The sequence below is a fragment of the uncultured Fluviicola sp. genome, from assembly GCF_902168135.1.
Lineage (GTDB): Bacteria > Bacteroidota > Bacteroidia > Flavobacteriales_D > Crocinitomicaceae > Fluviicola.
Genome location: NZ_CABHOL010000054.1, coordinates 134,122 through 154,276, shown reverse-complemented (window position 1 = coordinate 154,276; position 20,155 = coordinate 134,122). Strand labels below are relative to the sequence as shown.

Below are 20,155 nucleotides of genomic sequence, written 5' to 3'. Positions count from 1 at the left end.
GTTCTATGTGTACTATTGTGGTTCAATTAAAAAACCACATAGATGCATAGAGCACATAGTTTTTTTTGTATTTTCTAATCCATTGGTGTGCAGATCTCGATCAGGAATCCTTCCAAATCGCGGACATAAGCAACCATTTGCCCCCAGGGCTTTTCTTTCGGTTCTTCGAGTAGTGTAGCTCCGTTCGCAAGGGCCTTTTCAACCAAAGCCGGAACGTCCACGGTTGTAAACCCGATTTCCAATCCGAAAGGTCTGGCCGTTAAACTGCTTTCCTGGAAACCGTCTTTCAAATTGGATTTCGCCAAAGGAAGTGCTGCAAAAGACAAGGTTGTTGTTCCGGAATTTAATTCCGCGTACTCATCACCAGGAGCAATGAAACGCACTTCAAAGTCAAAAGTTCTGGAATAGAATTCAGCTGTACGTTTTACATCTGAAACGTACAAAATAGTGTAAGCAAATTTGATCATGTTACTAATAGGGTTTATAGTTCATTAGTTTAATCGGAAAAGACTTTCCCGTATTTTCCTTTTTCTCCCGGCAGCTACCGGAATTTAATTATCAATTTGATTAGTCTTCATCATCCGCATCCGGAGCTTCCGGCAATTCCAAAGCCCTTACTTCCTGCACGGCATTTCCGGCAATCCCTTTTACGGAACCATACATATCGATGGTATTGACAATCACTTTTTCAATTTGTTTTTCACGCTGTTTCCAAATCCGCTGCATAGATCTTTTTTCACTTTCGAGGTCAGCTTTCATTTGCGTGAATCCTTCCACAATAGCCTCCACCTGCATTCTAAAAGTGGAACTGGTCAGGAAATCATAAAGCAAATGCATTTTATCACCTTTATTTTCCTGGGCTACCAATGTACTGCTAATTTGGATAATTGTTTCCCGAAGCACCGAACAAAGTCCTTTGAACTCTTCATAAGTACAAATCCAAATTCCGTCTTTCAATCCCATTCGCTGCATATCAGCAGGCATTACTTCCGTAACCAACACTCCGATATCAGCTCCTTTATCCCGGATATCTGCTTTGAATTTCTCGATCCATGACGGAGAAAAATCCTTCGCTCTTTTGGATTCATAGTAAATTGTACCACAATTTTGCTGCGCACGCGTATGAACGGTTTGAAGACAATCTCCTCCTCTAGCTCCTTTCCGGATCTCTTCAATGGTGTCCATGGGAAAGTTCGCCATTAACCACTCCTCAATTGCCAGTTCCATGACTTCCCCCTGCAGCTGCATAGAGCCTTGCTCCTGCTTGCGTTTCATTTCTTCTGTCAGCTTTTTTTGGTCTTCCAGCTGCTTCAGCAACTCTCTAACACGTAATTCATTACGTTCTTCTTCTGTCTTCCGGATTTTTTCCTTCTCTTCCTGGATCTGAGCATTTAATTTACGTTGAGCTTCAGCTTCCACCACTTCTTTCATCTCATCTTTTTCCCGCTTCAATTTTTCAATCTCTGCCTTGGTCCGGTTCAATTCCTTGATCTGTTCGGATTTTTCGTTGAGTTCCTTTTGAAGATCTGCAAATTGCTCACCCTGCTCCTGCAGCAGTTTTGTTTTCAGCTTTTCCTCCAGGTTTTTCCGTTCTTCTTTCAGTTTTTGCTCAAAACGCTCCTGGAAAAGTTCATTTTCCCGTCGTTTTTTTTCTTCGAACTCCTCTTTTTCACGAAGCAGGGCATCTTGTTTTTTCGTGAACTCATTCCGCGTCTCATTCAGCTCATTTTGATACTTGCGCTGAATTTGTTCTTCCAGCTGGTGCGCCAAAATATCATTTACATCGATGGAAGTTCCGCAATTGGGACAAGAAATTTGATTCATAACCGCTAAAAATTGAACAAACTTAAAATTACTACCATTTTGACAAATAACCCGAGATTATCCATGTAAAAATTGAAAAGTTCAGGCAACTATTTAAAATCGGGCAAAGTACTTAAAGAAAAACAATACTATGAAGATTTTAAACTATCTAACCTCGATGCTTTTTTTGGCCTCGATTGTATCCTTTAACTCTTATGGCCAGGGATACCAATTAACCGGCAGTCAGAGTAACATGTATGTTACGGACTGTGATTCTTCTATTCATCTGAATGTTTCTATGGAAACCGCAGATTCTTCCGGGGGAGAAACCTTTCAAATCATTACTCAGGGAACAAATCCGCAAGCAAGCAGTCTTTCACTGTTTGTGGCCTGGGGAGACGGTACCAGCAGTACTCACATCGGAGCCCAGACAGGATTGGGAACGGGGATTCTCTTCACTCCGCCGCTAGCACATACCTATCCTACATTTGACAATTACGCCATTCTTTACCAGGTTTCAAATCCTGATAATAATACCTCAGTCTGGGACTCCTTGTATTATACTTACGCAAACTGCGACAGTTTACCCAATACCCTGTACGATCTTTGTCTGTCAGGAACTGTTTATTGCGATCAAGACTCAAACGGCACTTTTTCTGCCGGAGATTCCCCAATTTCCAATGCCTTAATCAATTTCACATATAACGGCATATCCTGGACGGCTTCGGCAAATCAAAACGGTCAATATTCCATTACATACATGGGTACGGGCCTTGGATTTGCAACAACAGCACAAATCGATCAAAACTGGTTGAATCAAAACGGTTACTCATTCTTTTCAACTCCATTCACTACCTGGGCAGACACCTGTGGTAATCAACCTATTCTCAATTTACCTGTCAATTGCAGTACCGACACGATTTCTTACCATTGTGTGAGCGCTAAAATCTTTTGCGATGCAAATGGCAACACTATTCATGAGCCGGGAGAAACACTCATTTCAAATGCTCCGATTAGTTTATGGGTTGGAAATGGCTTTACAACACTCTATTCTGATAGCTTAGGAATGATTTCTTACTGCGGATGGTTTGGGATTGATTCGATGACCACTGCTTACACCTCTGCAACCATTTCGAGTTCTTGGTTAAATGCTCACGGTTATACTAATCAGGCAGGATATATATCGATTCCATTAAACGGGGCAACTGCTGCTTTTCCAATCAATTGTACAGCTCCTGTTTCCTGTGCCAACTTGTATGCCAACGTGACTCCATGGATCGGATACTATCAGAATTACTCCAATACCATTAAAATCTCTTACGGTAACTATGGACCTGCTAATCCGGGAGCATACCAGGTTTCATTGACCTTCCCTGCGGGAGTTACACCAGTTGCATCCAGCTTTGCGAATCAAACCTACACGATCACAGGAAACACAATGACCTGGAACCTTACAGGAGCTTATGCCGGATACAGTTTTAATGATTATGTGTACTTCTCTGTTCCTTCGGGAATTATCAACGGAACAAACCATGCGTATACCATTTCAATTACTCCTATGGGCTCTGTAACAGAGTGTGATTCATCCAACAACTCTTCTACATTGAACATGATTGTAGGTCAAAGTTATGATCCGAATGATAAAACTGTTCACAACCAAAAATACATTGACCCGATGGAAGCAGATGTATTGACTTATGTGATCCGTTTCCAGAACACCGGAACAGCGCCTGCCCAGGATGTTTATATCATCGACTCCATCAGTTCTAATTTAGACCTGAATACACTTGAGATCCTGGAAACATCTCATAATCTGAATGTAGTTGATATGGGCAATGGTGTCATTAAGTTTGACTATCCTCAGATCTGGCTTCCTGATAGTAATTCCAATGAAGCAGCAAGTCATGGCTACGTGGTTTACAAAATCAAGGAACAAGAAAATAACCCGATTGGTTCAAGTATTGAAAACACGGCTTATATCTACTTTGATTGGAATCCTGCGATCATAACCAATACAACCATCAATATTAACCAAACGAACTCTTTGAACGAACAACAAGCAGCGTTTTCGGTTTACCCGAATCCTTTCAACGATCAGATTCGTATTCAGGGAACGACACCAATTACAGGTTATGAATTCATTGATGCAGCCGGAAAAGTTATTTTGAAACACGCAGCAAATTCAAAAGAATTGATGGTTTCAACTGCAGAGCTATCACCAGGTCTTTATTACCTGAATATTCATTCTGAAGGTGGAAGCAGCGTTCAAAAAATTGTAAAACACTAAAAATTAATCTTTTGTTTTTCAGTCCGCCCCGACGATAAATGTCGGGGCGGTTCTGTTTTTATAAGTTTCATAAACATTCGCTACTTTTACTGAAAATCCGCACAATGACAGAAGGTTTAGAAGAAAAACACATCCATTTTTTTAAAAACTTGCTGAAAGACCGTGTTCAAACGGGAACAGGCATTGATCCAAAATATGCCTCGGACCACACGGAGGATTTTGTGTTCTACCCTGCTGTTGTTGTAAAACCCGAAACCACGGAAGAAGTTTCTGCCATCATGAAGTACTGTTATGATAATGAGCTGATTGTAACACCTTCAGGGGCGCGAACCGGTCTAAGCGGCGGTGCGCTGGCAAACCTCGGCGGAGTTCTTTTGAGCCTGGAACGCATGAACAAGATCGTTCAAATCGATCAGAAAAACCACCAGGTGACCACCGAACCGGGAGTTGTAACCGAGGAGCTTCAAAATGCAGTAAAGGCCGTTGGTTTGTTCTATCCTCCCGACCCCGCTTCCAAAGGTTCTTGTTTTATTGGTGGTAATATTGCTGAGAATTCCGGCGGACCCAAAGCGGTCAAATACGGGGTCACCAAAGATTGGGTACTGAACCTGGAAGTTGTTCTCCCGAACGGTGATATTCTTTGGACCGGGGCAAATGTCATTAAGAATGCAACCGGTTATAACCTGACCCAGCTGATCATCGGAAGTGAAGGAACGCTGGCAGTTGTGACGAAGATCGTTCTCCGCTTAATCCCTCATCCTACGCATGATTTGCTGTTACTGATTCCTTTCAGAAGTGGTATTGAGGCATGTGAAGCAGTCGGTAAGATTTTCATGGCCGGAATCATTCCAAGCGGATTGGAATACATGGACCGGGATGCCATCTTATTTACAAGTCCGTATGTAGATGATGCCCCAAATTTACTCAAGGATGACCAGGATGCACATTTACTGATCGAATTAGACGGATTCAATTTAGAAGTTTTAATGCAGGAATGTGAAAAGATCATGGAGCTTGTAGAGCAGTTCGACATTGATGAAATACTTTTTGCGGAAACGGAGGCTCAAAAAGAAAGTCTCTGGCGCTTGAGAAGAAAGATCGGAGAATCTGTAAAAACGCATTCCATTTATAAAGAGGAAGATACAGTGGTCCCAAGAAATGAATTACCGAAGCTGCTTAAGAAAGTCAAAGAACTGGAGCAGAAATACGGTTTCAAATCGGTTTGTTATGGGCATGCCGGAGACGGAAATCTGCATGTAAACATTATCAAAGATAACCTGGATGATGACACCTGGAACAATCAGCTTCCTCATGCTATACGCGAACTATTCGCAGAAGTAGTCCGTTTGGGCGGTACCATTTCCGGGGAACACGGGATCGGTTTGGTGCAGACTCCATATATGGATTTGGCTTTCAGTGAAATCGGGCTTGACCTGATGCGCTCGATCAAACAAGTCTTTGATCCGAAGAATTTATTGAACCCCGGAAAAGTAATACCAGCAAAGAGATGAATCGCGTAGACCGTTTATTTGGCATCGTTACCCTGCTTCAATCCCGTAAGTTTGTCAGCGCCGAACGCATTTCTGAGAAATTCGAGATTAGTGTGCGTACCGTTTACAGAGATATCAAAGCGATTGGTGAAGCTGGAATTCCGGTTAGCTTCGAGCCGAACAAAGGTTATTTCATCATACCGGGTTACTTTACTCCACCGGTTTCATTTACACTGGAAGAAGCTAATGCATTATTATTGTCCCAATCTTTGATTGGAGGCTTCGGAGACCGATCGATACAGGCAACATTCGACAATGCAATTACAAAGATCCGGTCAGTTCTAAAGCAAGTTGATAAAGAAAAAATAGCTATACTGGATGAAAGTATTAAATTACAGCTTCCGGAGAGGCTTACTTTCGAATTTGAATACCTGGCACAAATCCAGCATGCAATAACCGAACAAACCCAAATTAAAATCACTTATCAGAGTTTAAAAGATGAACGGCTGGAAAGGACTATTGAACCGATCGGCTTGGTTTTCTATGCTTTTTCATGGCATTTGATAGGCTATTGTCAATTGCGTAAGGATTACCGGGATTTCAAAGTTGAACGCATAAAAGCACTCCGCAAAACCACATCTCCTTTTGAAGTAAGTGATCATATTCCTCTCAGCGCTTATAAACTTCCGGTGAACTATTAGTTCAAGGGTTGAAAAAGTTCAAAGAGTTTAAACGTTCAATTTGAACATTATTTAATCTTTTGCATTTTTATTTTGAATTGAAAAACAGACTGCCATAGGGTTGTCAGTGGCCTGCCTTTTCTTTGTATAAAAATTAGAAATCATGACAAGAAAAAAGCAATTACAAGCGCAATTAGCTGCTGAAGCAGCAACTACCCGAAAATTCATTGAGGCATTCCCTTTTGACAAAAAAGATTACCAGGTACATGAAAAGAGCATGAAAATCGGTGATATCCTCTTACATGTTATCGATCTGCCTCTTTGGGCAGAAATGGCGGTAACAACCGATGAATTGGATTTTGAAAAAACTCCTTACAATCCCAAGCAATTGAATTCGGTTGAAGAAGCAATGACTTACTTCAATGAGTGCGTGTCAAAAGGGATGAATGCTCTGGAGAATGCCAATGATTCTGTATTTGATGAAAGATGGGTTCTTCGAAATGGAGATCAGATTTATTCGGATAGTACAAAAGAAGAAATCGTGCGAGTGGCTCATAATCAAACTATACATCACCGGGCGCAATTGGGTGTCAATTACAGGATGCTGAACATTCCTGTACCTCAGAGTTACGGACCGACAGCTGACTACCCTGAATTCCAGTCATAACTCTCAAGATGTTGGATTAACCAATGCTATTGAACCAATAGAGGCGCGATTAATCGCGCCTCTATTGGTTTTTATTATTTCTTAGCCAGAACTTACCTCAACATATTGACATGACCTTCGGCCTCGCGGGATTTTTTGTCACCACCGCCTTTAGCAACAATTGTCCAGGTATAAACCCCTTCTTTTACCGGTACTTCATGGTAGGTTCCATCCCATCCGAATTCTACGTCATGTGATTCGAACATAACTTCTCCCCATCTGTTATAAACTTTGAAAGTATAATCATCCAGAACCATTCCCGGAGGAATAACCGGTTTGAAGATATTGTTGAACTCATCTCCGTCCGGAGTAAATGTATTCGGTACGAATATCAGGAATTCTTCAATAAATACGATTGGTTTACAAATCTCATTTCTACATCCTTCCGGTGAAGTAACCATCAAACAAACTTGCTGACTTCCGGCTTCAATATCTCCGTAATTAACGGTTGGGTCCTCCAGTGTTGAAGTTCCATAAGCTCCGAAATCCCATTCATAAGCGGCTGCATTCTCTGAGTTATCATAAAAATGAACCGTTGAATTGATGGTTGTCGGCTGAACCGGTGACCAGGTGAAATCCGCAATAGGATCAGGTACGACACATACGACATTCTGCATAGTTGTATCCGTTACACAGCCTTCAGCAGTAGTGATCTGCACACTCACATCGTAACATCCGACAGGAATATATTCATGTGATACAGTTGTACCTGTTCCCGTAGCTCCATCACCGAAAGTCCACTGAGCGCTTGTTACCAAACCAGCTGTTGCGTTAGGGAAGCTAAATCCAGTCGTAAGCGGAGAACATCCGGATGCAGGGTCTACCACGAATTCAGGACTAGGCAATGCGTAAACCTGAACTGTTACCGGCAATGTATCGTATCTGTAACACTCGTCATGGGCAACCATCAATACCGTTTCTGATCCATTCGGAATATAGGTATAAGATGTCCCGGTTGACAAAGTATCATGTGTTATTTCTGTCAACCATTCGTAGGTATAACCAGGCAAACCATCTACTCCGGAACCAGTCATTGTAACCGGTTGTCCCGGACAAGCTGATACTGGAGTTGTTACAGAAGCAACAAACGGTGGTCTTACAGTCACATCAGCACTTTGAGCATTCGATACGCACCCGTTCTGATCATAAACCGTACATGTAAACGTTGCCGGAGCAGTTAAGTTCACATTCAGGTATTGAGTTGTATCACCTGTATTCCATACAAAGTAGTAAGGAGCTGTTCCACCTGTTGCACTTCCTGATAACGTACCGTAACCATCGTAACAGATCAGTAATCCGTCTTCCGGAATAGCTCCCTGAACCAATGGCTGAGGCTGTCCAACTGTAATTGTACCTGATTGTGTACATCCTGCCGCATCCTGGATCTGGATAGTATAAGTGTTTGCACAAAGGCCATTGAATGTATTTGACGGTTGGAAAGTCGCTCCGTTGTCAACACTATATCCCGTTGCAAGATTTGAATTAATCGTAATTGTACCATTGCAGTCTCCATCACACAATGCATCAGTTGCACTTGTACTGGTAATCACTAATAACGGTGGCTCCGAGATATTAAAACTCTGAACAGCCGTACACAAGTTATCATCTGTAACTGTTAAACTGTAAGAAGCTGCACATAACCCATTCGTCGTGTTCGAACCGGTTGCCCCATTCGACCAGGAATAGTTGTATGGTGCTGTACCACCTGCAATTGTAGCGGTTGCATCCCCATCACATACCCCAAAACAGCTCGCATCATTCGTTGCAATATTCTGAACAACTAATTGAGCCGGTTCGGTTACTATGATGTTCGTATTCACCAAACAGCCATTTGCATCCTGAACCACCGTGTTGTAAGTACCCGCGCTCAGGAACTGGACATTTGTCTGGGTAGAAAATGACGCCCCATTATCTGTACTATAACTGTAAGGTGCTGTTCCGCCGGATGCATTGAAAGTAATCTCTCCGGTGTTGTTGTTGAAACATGTCAGTGCCGTTGGAGTAACGATAGCTGTAAGTGGTGCCGGTTCTGTTACCGTAACTGGATCTGTATCCGTACAACCGTTTGCATCCGTAATCGTTAAGGTGTAAGTGCCTGCACAAATATTCGTAATCAGCGATCCTGCCTGAGGCGTTCCGATTGAATAACTGATCGCTCCCGTTCCGCCGGATACCGTCACCTGAAGCTGACCGTCACATGCCGCGTTACATGTCACATTCTGAACTGCAGCTCCGATGATAATCGGTGATGCCTGGTTCGAAATCGAAACGGATGTACTTGCCAGACAGTTGTTAGCATCCTGGATAAATACATCGTAAGCTCCTGCAGGTAAACCCGTATAAGTAGCTATTCCGCTGTAAGTGGCTCCGTTGTCGATACTGTAAGTATATGCTCCGGTTCCGCCTGATCCCGTGATCACGATCTGACCGTTAGAAGCTGCACAGGTCTCATCCGTTGGTACTGCATTCAATGTAACCTGGCTTGGCTGGCCGATAACCTGAACTGCGGTGATGAAACAACCATTGTCATCCTTAACCTGAAGGTCTATATTACCGGCACACAAGCCCTGAAGGGTCGGTGATACATAATAGTTCAACCCGTTGTCAGGACTGTAGACATAGGGTGCAGTCCCGCCTGATGCTGCAACAACGATTTCTCCGTCACAAGCATCAAAACACTGCGCATTGGCCGGTGTATAGGTTGCTGTCAGCTGTGATGGCTCGTTTACCGTTGCTGTGCCTGTAATCTGGCATCCGGCTGCATCCTGGGTAATTAAGTCGTAAGTTCCTGCATCCAGGTTAAAGAATGATTCAATTGGAGAGAAGGTCGCCCCATTGTCAATACTGTACTGGTAAGCTCCTGTTCCTCCGGTAGCTCCGATCTGGATACCTCCCGATGCGTCATTAAAACAAGCCAGATCAAAGATCGTTGTTGCCATTGCCAATGCAGGAGCCTGGGTAAGTGTAACTGTTGCATTTACCATACATCCGTTCACATCCGTTACAGCCAATTCATAAGTACCCGCTGCAAGTCCTGTAAAGGTTGTTCCTGTTTGGAAAGTGGCCCCGTTATCAATACTGTATTGGTACGCACCCGTTCCCCCGGTTACATTGATAAACTCTATTTCTCCGCTGTTCCCGCCGTTACAGCTGATATTGGTAAGATCGGTATCAAACTGGATCTCGGCCGGTTCATCGGTTATGAATGGGATTGTAAAAACACAGTTACCTGCATCTGAAATTGTTACTACGTGGGAACCAAATGCAAGGCTCGGGAAGAATCCGCTGAACTGTGTTGCTCCTGAGTTGTCTAATTCATAGGTAATCGGAAGCGCTCCGCTTACGTTTGTTACCTCGATAGTTCCATCCGGTACACCAAAACAGTTCGCATCAGTCTGGATTAAGACAATACCCTGCATCTCAATATCATTGATCCCGAAGAATACTGACTCGGAACACCCAAGGGCATCGACTGCTGTGATCTCATAAGCACCTCCGTAAAGGTTGGTCCAAGTACCATTCGACTGGAAAGGACCGCCGTCCATTGAGTAAGTGAAAGGACCGTTGGTTCCGTTAGCTACTACTGTAATTTCCCCGTTGTTAAATCCACAGTTGGATTCTACCACAACTGTTGTATCAATTCCGAATCCCGGAGGATCCACCAGGTTTTGTACCGAAGTAAACTGGCATCCTTGGGCATCCTGGATAAGGATCGTGTTATTTCCTCCGCACGCTCCTGTAATTGTATTTCCAGGCTGCAAAGCACCGCCGTTCAATGAGTATTGGTATAAAGGTGTTCCGCCTGATGCTGTGACGGTAATCGTACCATCGCAGGCTCCGTTACAGATCGGATCGGTTTTAACAAAAGTTGCTGATACCGGTGCCGGCTGTGTGATTGTAACATCCGAGTTGGTCAAACACCCGTTGGCATCTTTCACCACCACGTTAATAACTCCTGCACACAAACCTGTTATTGGGTTGGCAAGCGCATAAGTAATCCCGTTATTGGATGAATACTGGTAAGGTGCTGTTCCTCCTGATGCTGTGATCTGGATTTGCCCGTCACATACTCCGTTACACGAAGCGGCTGTAGCTGTTGTTGTAAAAGTCAGCTGAGGAGGGCTTGTAATGGTAATGGTAACCGTTCCCGAACAGCCGTTAGCATCCGTAACTGTTCCGGTATAAGTACCTGCTGTAAGGTTCGTAAATGTATTTGAGGCCTGGGCTGGTCCGCCGTTTAAGGAATAAGTAAACGGTGATGAACCTCCTGCAACACCGATAATCACAGATCCGTTCACACCACCGAAACAACTTACATTGTTCTGGCTCTGGATCGAGGCAACAGGTGAGTTCGAAGAAGTGATCGTAATGGATAAGTTCTTGGTACAACCGTTGTTGTCCGTAACTACAACGTTATGCGTTCCCGCTGTCAATCCGTTGAAAGTAGCACCTGCCTGGCTGGCTCCTCCATCAATAGTATAAGTATATGGTGCTGTACCTCCGGTTGGTGCAACCGTTACAGATCCGTTATTTGCTCCACAGGTTGCCGGAGTAATAGCACTCTGTGTTAGGTTCAATACTGCAGGCTGGGTAATATTCTGGTTCAGGAGAATCGTACAGTTGTTCGCATCTCTGATAGTCACTGCATACGTTCCGTTACATAATCCCGTAAAGGTATTGGAAGCCTGGAAAGGACCGCCATTAATGCTGTACTGATAAGGCGGTGTACCGCCCGATGCCGCTACCGTGATTGTTCCGTTGCAGGCACCGTTACAAGTAACATTGACTGGTGTCAGTGTACCGCTTAAAGCAGCAGGCTGGGTAATCACAACGTTTGCTGTGGCAACACAGCCCGAGTTGTCGGTCATCGTAACTGTATAAGAACCGGCCCCAAGGCTGGATGCCGTTTGGGAAGTTTGCCCGCCTGTCCAGGAATAACTAAACGGTGCTAAACCTGTTGGTGTAGCGGTGGCTGAACCGGTGGTTGCTCCGTTACAGGCAACGTTGGATCCTGCAGCTGTAACACTACAACAAACGGGTCCAGGTGCAATCGTAAACGTTCCACTGGCTGTACAGCCATTTGCACCGGTGACTGTATAACTATAATTTCCATCGGGCAAATTCGTAAAATTGGCGGTAGCGCCCGCAGTATTTGCTTCGACGACAGACCCGGTTGCGGGTCCGGATATATTGACGGTATAAGGCCCGGCACCGGCCGGGTTATTAATAATTACAGAACCATTATTATAGTTTGCACATGATTCGGCAGTTGGTGTAACAGTCGGTGGAGTTAAATTCGAGAAGTTAACCGTTACAGCATCATTTGCCGTAACAGTAGTTCCGTCACATCGATTATAAGTAACTACTGAAGTATAAGTTGTTGTTCCTGTCGGACAAACGTTGATGGTATTTCCTGTACCGATTTGAGTTGCCCCCTGGAACCAGGCCACCGAGTAATTAGGTGTCCCTGTAGGGGTAAATCTCCATCCTTCAGGAGTTGACACGGTCCAGTTTGCACCTGCATTTCTACCTGGCGCAGCAATTCCCGCAGTACCTGCAGGGTTTTGAATACCAATAATTGCCCGACCACCATTCCAGCCAGTACAAATATCTTTCTCCTGAACATAAATATCGATCACATTCGTAGTTTCATACAATACCATCATCGTTGTTGAAAACTGGCTGGTATTACAACTGCCTGAGAAATGAGGAAGATTATTAAAAGCTACCGCAAAAATTCGACATGGAGCTGTTCCTAATAAGTACCATTTCACAGTTCCTCCATATGATGGATCGATATCATGGTAAACTCCAAAAACATCACCGGCGGCACTTAAAGCTGTACTTGGGCAGCTTGCAGTAAATGACCAAGGGTTAAAGGATCCTCCTGCCGTACCTCCACCGAATTGAATGGTACCATTCGAACCAACATTAATTGTCGTATAGTTCGTTCCATAGTAACAAAAGTTAAACGGTAAAGAAATCGGGTTTGACCAAACGTCATCCGTTCCAACCGAAACAGCTGTTCCCCCCGCTTGATTATAAGCAATTGGCGGTGTATGAGGAATGGAACTTACCGAATAGGTTGTTGTTGCACCCGTAGCAAATGGAGTTGCAGTTAAGTTCGTACATGGTGTAGAACAAGGAAGTGTTTGATCAGGACCAGCATTGATTGCCGGACATCCCGGAAATTGAGCAATGGATACTGTTGAAAACCCCAAAGTGAACAATAACAGCAGTAAACTGCAGATTGATCTGAAAGTAGTAGTTCTTTTCATAGTTATAGAGTTCTAGTTCAATGTATTGACTGTAGTTTTCATAAAGGGTTGCCTTAAGTTGTTAATTATTTATATAATTTCAAGCTGAGGCTCTACAATTATATAAATAATTGTTGGATTTCATAACTAAATACGACACGAATATTCATTAGGATTTAAACGCATAAAAAAAGGCGTTTTAGAACTTTCTAAAACGCCTCTTAATTAGTTAATTATATTTTACTAAATCCTTTTACCAAAATGAGTATCGCAAGCAAAATACCTTTTGGAACTTCTATCTCAGCATATTTACATGGCCTTCGAACTTGCGCATCTTTTTATCATCTCCGCCTTTAGCAACAATTGTCCAGGTATAAACCCCTTCTTTTACCAAAGCATCATGGTATGTACCATCCCATCCGAATTGTATATCGTGTGATTCGAATAATACTTCACCCCATCTGTTATAGATTATAAAAGTATAGTCATCCAGAACCATTCCAGTGGGAATAACCGGTTTGAAGATATTGTTGAACTCATCTCCGTCCGGAGTAAATGTATTCGGTACGAATATCAGGAATTCTTCAATAAATACGATTGGTTTACAAATCTCATTTACACATCCTTCCGGTGAAGTAACCATCAAACAAACCTGGTAGCTGCCTGCTTCAACATCACCGTAGCTCACTATTGGATTTTCAAGCGTTGAAGACCCGTAAGCTCCGAAATCCCACTCATATTCGGACGCATTCTCCGAATTATCATAAAAGTGTACCGTAGAACTAACTGTTGTAGGCGGTACCGGCGACCAGGTAAAGTCCGCAATAGGATCCGGGAACACGCAAGCTACATTAAGCATTGTTGTATCAACTGTACATCCATCAATAGTTGTGATTTCAACTGACACATCATAGCACCCAACAGAATCATATGTATGAAAAATCGAAGCTGATGTTCCACTTTCGGTTGAACCATCACCGAAGTCCCAATTTGCCCCCGCTATCAAACCGGCGGAACCTTGCTGAAAGCTGAATTCAACAGGTAAAGGAGAACATCCTGATGCAGGATCTAATGTAAACACTGCATTCGGTAACGGCAGCACATTTACAACTGCGGTTAATGTATCATAAGTAAAACATTCGTCATGAGCCACCAAAATAAGTGTATCAGTTCCTGAAGGTGCGAACGTATATGTTTCCCCCAAATCGATAGGTGTAAAATCCGGAGACGAGAACCATTGATAAACGTAAGGGAATCCTCCTGCTCCCGGTAAACCATCCGAACCTGAAGCTGTAAAAGTAATTGTGTCACCCGGACAAACAGTCAGAGGCGTTGTTACTGAGGCGGAAAACAATGGTATAATTCCCACATCAGCGCTCATTACGTTTGCAGCTACACATCCATTCTGATCATAAACGGTACATGTAAATGTTGCCGGAGCAGTTAAGTTCACATTCAGGTATTGAGTTGTATCACCTGTATTCCATACAAAGTAGTAAGGTGCTGTTCCTCCCGTTGCATTAGCTGAAATAGTCCCGTTACCGTTATAACAAATCAGTAATCCGTCTTCCGGAATAGCTCCCTGAACCAATGGTTGCGGCTCACCTATTGTTACTGTCCCTGACTGGGAACAACCGGCCGCATCTTGTACCTGGACATTGTATGTACCGGCACAAAGGCCATTGAATGTATTTGATGGCTGGAAAGTCACCCCATTATCGATACTGTAACTAACCGCAAACGGAGAATTAATTGTGGCAATACCATCGCAACTCGTGTTACACAAAGCATCAGTAACATCAGTACTTGTAATCACCAATAATGGCGGTTCTGTGATACTAAAATTTTGAATAGCTGTACATCCGTTCGCATCTTCAACCGTAACATCGTAGGAACCTACACATAATCCATTCGTTGTATTTTGCCCAGCAGTTCCATTCGACCAGGTATAATCATAAGGAATTGTACCTCCTCCCGCAGTTGCAGTTGCATCTCCATCACACAATCCAAAACAGCTCGCATCATTCGTTGCAATATTCTGAACAACTAATTGAGCCGGTTCGGTTACTGTAATTATTGTATTTATTATACATCCATGAGCATCTTGCACAACTGTATTGTAATTACCTGCATTCAACAGCTGAACGTTAGTTTGGTTATTGAACGACGCCCCATTATCTGTACTATAACTGTAAGGTGCTGTTCCGCCGGATGCATTGAAAGTAATCTCTCCGGTGTTGTTGTTGAAACATGTCAGTGCCGTTGGAGTAACGATAGCTGTAAGTGGTGCCGGTTCTGTTACCGTAACTGGATCTGTATCCGTACAACCGTTTGCATCCGTAATCGTTAAGGTGTAAGTGCCTGCACAAATATTCGTAATCAGCGATCCTGCCTGAGGCGTTCCGATTGAATAACTGATCGCTCCCGTTCCGCCGGATACCGTCACCTGAAGCTGACCGTCACATGCCGCGTTACATGTCACATTCTGAACTGCAGCTCCGATGATAATCGGTGATGCCTGGTTCGAAATCGAAACGGATGTACTTGCCAGACAGTTGTTAGCATCCTGGATAAATACATCGTAAGCTCCTGCAGGTAAACCCGTATAAGTAGCTATTCCGCTGTAAGTGGCTCCGTTGTCGATACTGTAAGTATATGCTCCGGTTCCGCCTGATCCCGTGATCACGATCTGACCGTTAGAAGCTGCACAGGTCTCATCCGTTGGTACTGCATTCAATGTAACCTGGCTTGGCTGGCCGATAACCTGAACTGCGGTGATGAAACAACCATTGTCATCCTTAACCTGAAGGTCTATATTACCGGCACACAAGCCCTGAAGGGTCGGTGATACATAATAGTTCAACCCGTTGTCAGGACTGTAGACATAGGGTGCAGTCCCGCCTGATGCTGCAACAACGATTTCTCCGTCACAAGCATCAAAACACTGCGCATTGGCCGGTGTATAGGTTGCTGTCAGCTGTGATGGCTCGTTTACCGTTGCTGTGCCTGTAATCTGGCATCCGGCTGCATCCTGGGTAATTAAGTCGTAAGTTCCTGCATCCAGGTTAAAGAATGATTCAATTGGAGAGAAGGTCGCCCCATTGTCAATACTGTACTGGTAAGCTCCTGTTCCTCCGGTAGCTCCGATCTGGATACCTCCCGATGCGTCATTAAAACAAGCCAGATCAAAGATCGTTGTTGCCATTGCCAATGCAGGAGCCTGGGTAAGTGTAACTGTTGCATTTACCATACATCCGTTCACATCCGTTACAGCCAATTCATAAGTACCCGCTGCAAGTCCTGTAAAGGTTGTTCCTGTTTGGAAAGTGGCCCCGTTATCAATACTGTATTGGTACGCACCCGTTCCCCCGGTTACATTGATAAACTCTATTTCTCCGCTGTTCCCGCCGTTACAGCTGATATTGGTAAGATCGGTATCAAACTGGATCTCGGCCGGTTCATCGGTTATGAATGGGATTGTAAAAACACAGTTACCTGCATCTGAAATTGTTACTACGTGGGAACCAAATGCAAGGCTCGGGAAGAATCCGCTGAACTGTGTTGCTCCTGAGTTGTCTAATTCATAGGTAATCGGAAGCGCTCCGCTTACGTTTGTTACCTCGATAGTTCCATCCGGTACACCAAAACAGTTCGCATCAGTCTGGATTAAGACAATACCCTGCATCTCAATATCATTGATCCCGAAGAATACTGACTCGGAACACCCAAGGGCATCGACTGCTGTGATCTCATAAGCACCTCCGTAAAGGTTGGTCCAAGTACCATTCGACTGGAAAGGACCGCCGTCCATTGAGTAAGTGAAAGGACCGTTGGTTCCGTTAGCTACTACTGTAATTTCCCCGTTGTTAAATCCACAGTTGGATTCTACCACAACTGTTGTATCAATTCCGAATCCCGGAGGATCCACCAGGTTTTGTACCGAAGTAAACTGGCATCCTTGGGCATCCTGGATAAGGATCGTGTTATTTCCTCCGCACGCTCCTGTAATTGTATTTCCAGGCTGCAAAGCACCGCCGTTCAATGAGTATTGGTATAAAGGTGTTCCGCCTGATGCTGTGACGGTAATCGTACCATCGCAGGCTCCGTTACAGATCGGATCGGTTTTAACAAAAGTTGCTGATACCGGTGCCGGCTGTGTGATTGTAACATCCGAGTTGGTCAAACACCCGTTGGCATCTTTCACCACCACGTTAATAACTCCTGCACACAAACCTGTTATTGGGTTGGCAAGCGCATAAGTAATCCCGTTATTGGATGAATACTGGTAAGGTGCTGTTCCTCCTGATGCTGTGATCTGGATTTGCCCGTCACATACTCCGTTACACGAAGCGGCTGTAGCTGTTGTTGTAAAAGTCAGCTGAGGAGGGCTTGTAATGGTAATGGTAACCGTTCCCGAACAGCCGTTAGCATCCGTAACTGTTCCGGTATAAGTACCTGCTGTAAGGTTCGTAAATGTATTTGAGGCCTGGGCTGGTCCGCCGTTTAAGGAATAAGTAAACGGTGATGAACCTCCTGCAACACCGATAATCACAGATCCGTTCACACCACCGAAACAACTTACATTGTTCTGGCTCTGGATCGAGGCAACAGGTGAGTTCGAAGAAGTGATCGTAATGGATAAGTTCTTGGTACAACCGTTGTTGTCCGTAACTACAACGTTATGCGTTCCCGCTGTCAATCCGTTGAAAGTAGCACCTGCCTGGCTGGCTCCTCCATCAATAGTATAAGTATATGGTGCTGTACCTCCGGTTGGTGCAACCGTTACAGATCCGTTATTTGCTCCACAGGTTGCCGGAGTAATAGCACTCTGTGTTAGGTTCAATACTGCAGGCTGGGTAATATTCTGGTTCAGGAGAATCGTACAGTTGTTCGCATCTCTGATAGTCACTGCATACGTTCCGTTACATAATCCCGTAAAGGTATTGGAAGCCTGGAAAGGACCGCCATTAATGCTGTACTGATAAGGCGGTGTACCGCCCGATGCCGCTACCGTGATTGTTCCGTTGCAGGCACCGTTACAAGTAACATTGACTGGTGTCAGTGTACCGCTTAAAGCAGCAGGCTGGGTAATCACAACGTTTGCTGTGGCAACACAGCCCGAGTTGTCGGTCATTGTAACTGTATAAGAACCGGCCCCAAGGCTGGATGCCGTTTGGGAAGTTTGTCCGCCTGTCCAGGAATAACTAAACGGTGCTAAACCTGTTGGTGTAGCGGTGGCTGAACCGGTGGTTGTACCTCCACAAATTACATTTGACGCAGCAACAGTTACTCCACAACACACAGGTCCAACTCCAATAGTAAAGGTACCTGTTCTTGTACATCCGTTTGCACCGGTGACGATATAATTGTAATTACCATCAGGAAGATTTGTAAAATTGGCCGTAGCGCCGGCAGTATTTGCTTCGACGACAGATCCGGTTGCCGGTCCTGAAATACTTACCGTATACGGCCCATTACCTGCGGGGTTGTTGATAATTACAGAACCATTATTATAATTTGCGCATGATTCGGCAGTTGGTGTCACTGTTGGAGCTGCTAGTGTTCCGTTTGTAACAATTACCTGATCTGTTGCCGTATTTCCACATTGATCGGTTGCTGTAACCGTATACGTTGTAGTAGTAGCTGGGGCAACTGTTACAGGGGTCCCTGTTCCTGCTCCATTATTCCAGGTAAGGGTTACAGTACCTGTTCCACCTGAGGATGTTGCCGAAATCGGTACACTTCCACCGGCTGTACATATCAATGCATCTGCACTGGCAACGGTTGTCAATGGATTGCCATCAATAATATTTACAATTGCTGCACCGGGAATACATACCGTTTCCGGATAATTACAGATCAATGTTTCTGTTCCTTCAGCAATACCATCCAGGGTAACATTCACAGGGATTGTAACAGAAGTCTGGCCGGCAGGAATAGTTATCGTAGTCGGTAATGCTGCGTAGTCAACCCCCGAAGTTGCGGTACCTGTCCATGTCACATTGAAAGAAAAGTTTGCTGCCTGTGCTGCAGGTATTGAGAAAGTCATTGTATTGTTATTACAACCTTCCGGAAAAATACCTGGTCCTGCTCCACTTGATGTAACAGATGAAACAGGCGGATTACCTACAGCAAATAATCCGTTTTCCTGAATAAATACCCAGGAATCATAAACTTGGTCGCCCCCGTCTGCAATCATCAAACGAATATGGTAGGTTTGACAAGCTTGCACAGCACGCGAAGCTGTTAATTGAACAGTATAACCATCCATAACGTTATTGTTGTTCAATGTTTCATTATTCCGATAAGAACCTGTATTTGTAAAACTATTGATATTATCAATTGTAACGGGGGTTGTTGGAGGAAGTACTGCAATGTTTGTCGGTGTACCAATTCCCGGACCGCTGATGAAAAATGCGAAAGCATCGTTATACCCCGAATTAACGAATTCGTTGTATTCTTCCGATCCAAACACATAGTTTACACTGATATTATTCGTTATAGGAATAAAGTCGAACTCCAAAATAATACCATCTCTGGCAGTGGCACCTGCAATGGTATTTAATTCAGCAATAGTTATTCCATTATTATCAGAAGACACAAAAGTTCCGGGACCTCCCTGAAGTGCATTTGCAGTATTCACATACCCGGTACTCATTACGATACCGGAATTCATCGATGCACCGATACCAGCAGATGTACCGCCTCCAAACTGAGCAATAGCTCCGACGTCACCGGTAAGAGTCACATTTGAAAATGTAATTCCCGGACCACAAATTGCTGCTACATAAGCATTTGCAGTAGATTGGGTTAATGTTATTTGTCCATACGTGGTAAAATGTCCAAATAAAACCGCGAGTAAGCATGCAAAAACAATGCTAACTGATTTAAAAGCAGTAGATATCTTCATAGTCATGGGTGTTTTTTGGTAT

The 20,155-nt window shown here is 44.0% G+C and carries 8 protein-coding genes; 4 read left to right on the top strand and 4 right to left on the bottom strand.

All coding sequences use genetic code 11. The features are described from left to right. Positions 1 to 74 precede the first annotated feature (74 nt). Both QZT69_RS18465 and QZT69_RS18460 read right to left on the bottom strand, forming a co-directional pair. The gene (locus QZT69_RS18465; protein WP_294680156.1) at positions 75 to 467 is read right to left on the bottom strand and encodes a VOC family protein; all 393 of its coding nucleotides are present in this window, start codon (positions 465 to 467) and stop codon (positions 75 to 77) included. A gap of 100 nt (positions 468 to 567) precedes the next feature. Continuing rightward, positions 568 to 1,824: a DUF2130 domain-containing protein gene (locus tag QZT69_RS18460; RefSeq protein WP_294680149.1), complete on the bottom strand. Its 1,257-nt coding sequence runs from the start codon at positions 1,822 to 1,824 to the stop codon at positions 568 to 570. 130 nt (positions 1,825 to 1,954) lie between these two features. Between QZT69_RS18460 and QZT69_RS18455 the strand changes: the two genes are divergently transcribed. From QZT69_RS18455 to QZT69_RS18440, 4 genes are all read left to right on the top strand, one after another. Beyond that, on the top strand, positions 1,955 to 4,090 hold the full coding sequence (locus QZT69_RS18455; protein WP_294680141.1) for a T9SS type A sorting domain-containing protein: 2,136 nt from the start codon (positions 1,955 to 1,957) through the stop codon (positions 4,088 to 4,090). A 104-nt stretch (positions 4,091 to 4,194) separates the two neighbouring features. After that, the gene (locus QZT69_RS18450) at positions 4,195 to 5,601 is read left to right on the top strand and encodes an FAD-linked oxidase C-terminal domain-containing protein (protein ID WP_294680136.1); all 1,407 of its coding nucleotides are present in this window, start codon (positions 4,195 to 4,197) and stop codon (positions 5,599 to 5,601) included. Continuing rightward, entirely contained in the window at positions 5,598 to 6,281 is a 684-nt protein-coding gene (locus QZT69_RS18445; protein ID WP_294680129.1) for a YafY family protein, read from the top strand. Before QZT69_RS18450 ends, QZT69_RS18445 begins: the two co-directional genes overlap by 4 nt. Positions 6,282 to 6,423: 142 nt before the next feature. Then, positions 6,424 to 6,927, top strand: coding sequence for a DinB family protein (locus tag QZT69_RS18440; protein WP_294680125.1), 504 nt, complete (start codon positions 6,424 to 6,426; stop codon positions 6,925 to 6,927). 92 nt (positions 6,928 to 7,019) lie between these two features. On the opposite strand, the gene QZT69_RS18435 is transcribed toward QZT69_RS18440, so the two are convergent. Continuing rightward, the gene (locus QZT69_RS18435; RefSeq protein WP_294680110.1) at positions 7,020 to 13,244 is read right to left on the bottom strand and encodes a PKD domain-containing protein; all 6,225 of its coding nucleotides are present in this window, start codon (positions 13,242 to 13,244) and stop codon (positions 7,020 to 7,022) included. A gap of 274 nt (positions 13,245 to 13,518) precedes the next feature. Continuing rightward, the gene (locus QZT69_RS18430; protein ID WP_294680094.1) at positions 13,519 to 20,133 is read right to left on the bottom strand and encodes a choice-of-anchor L domain-containing protein; all 6,615 of its coding nucleotides are present in this window, start codon (positions 20,131 to 20,133) and stop codon (positions 13,519 to 13,521) included. Between the last annotated feature and the right edge of the window lie 22 nt (positions 20,134 to 20,155).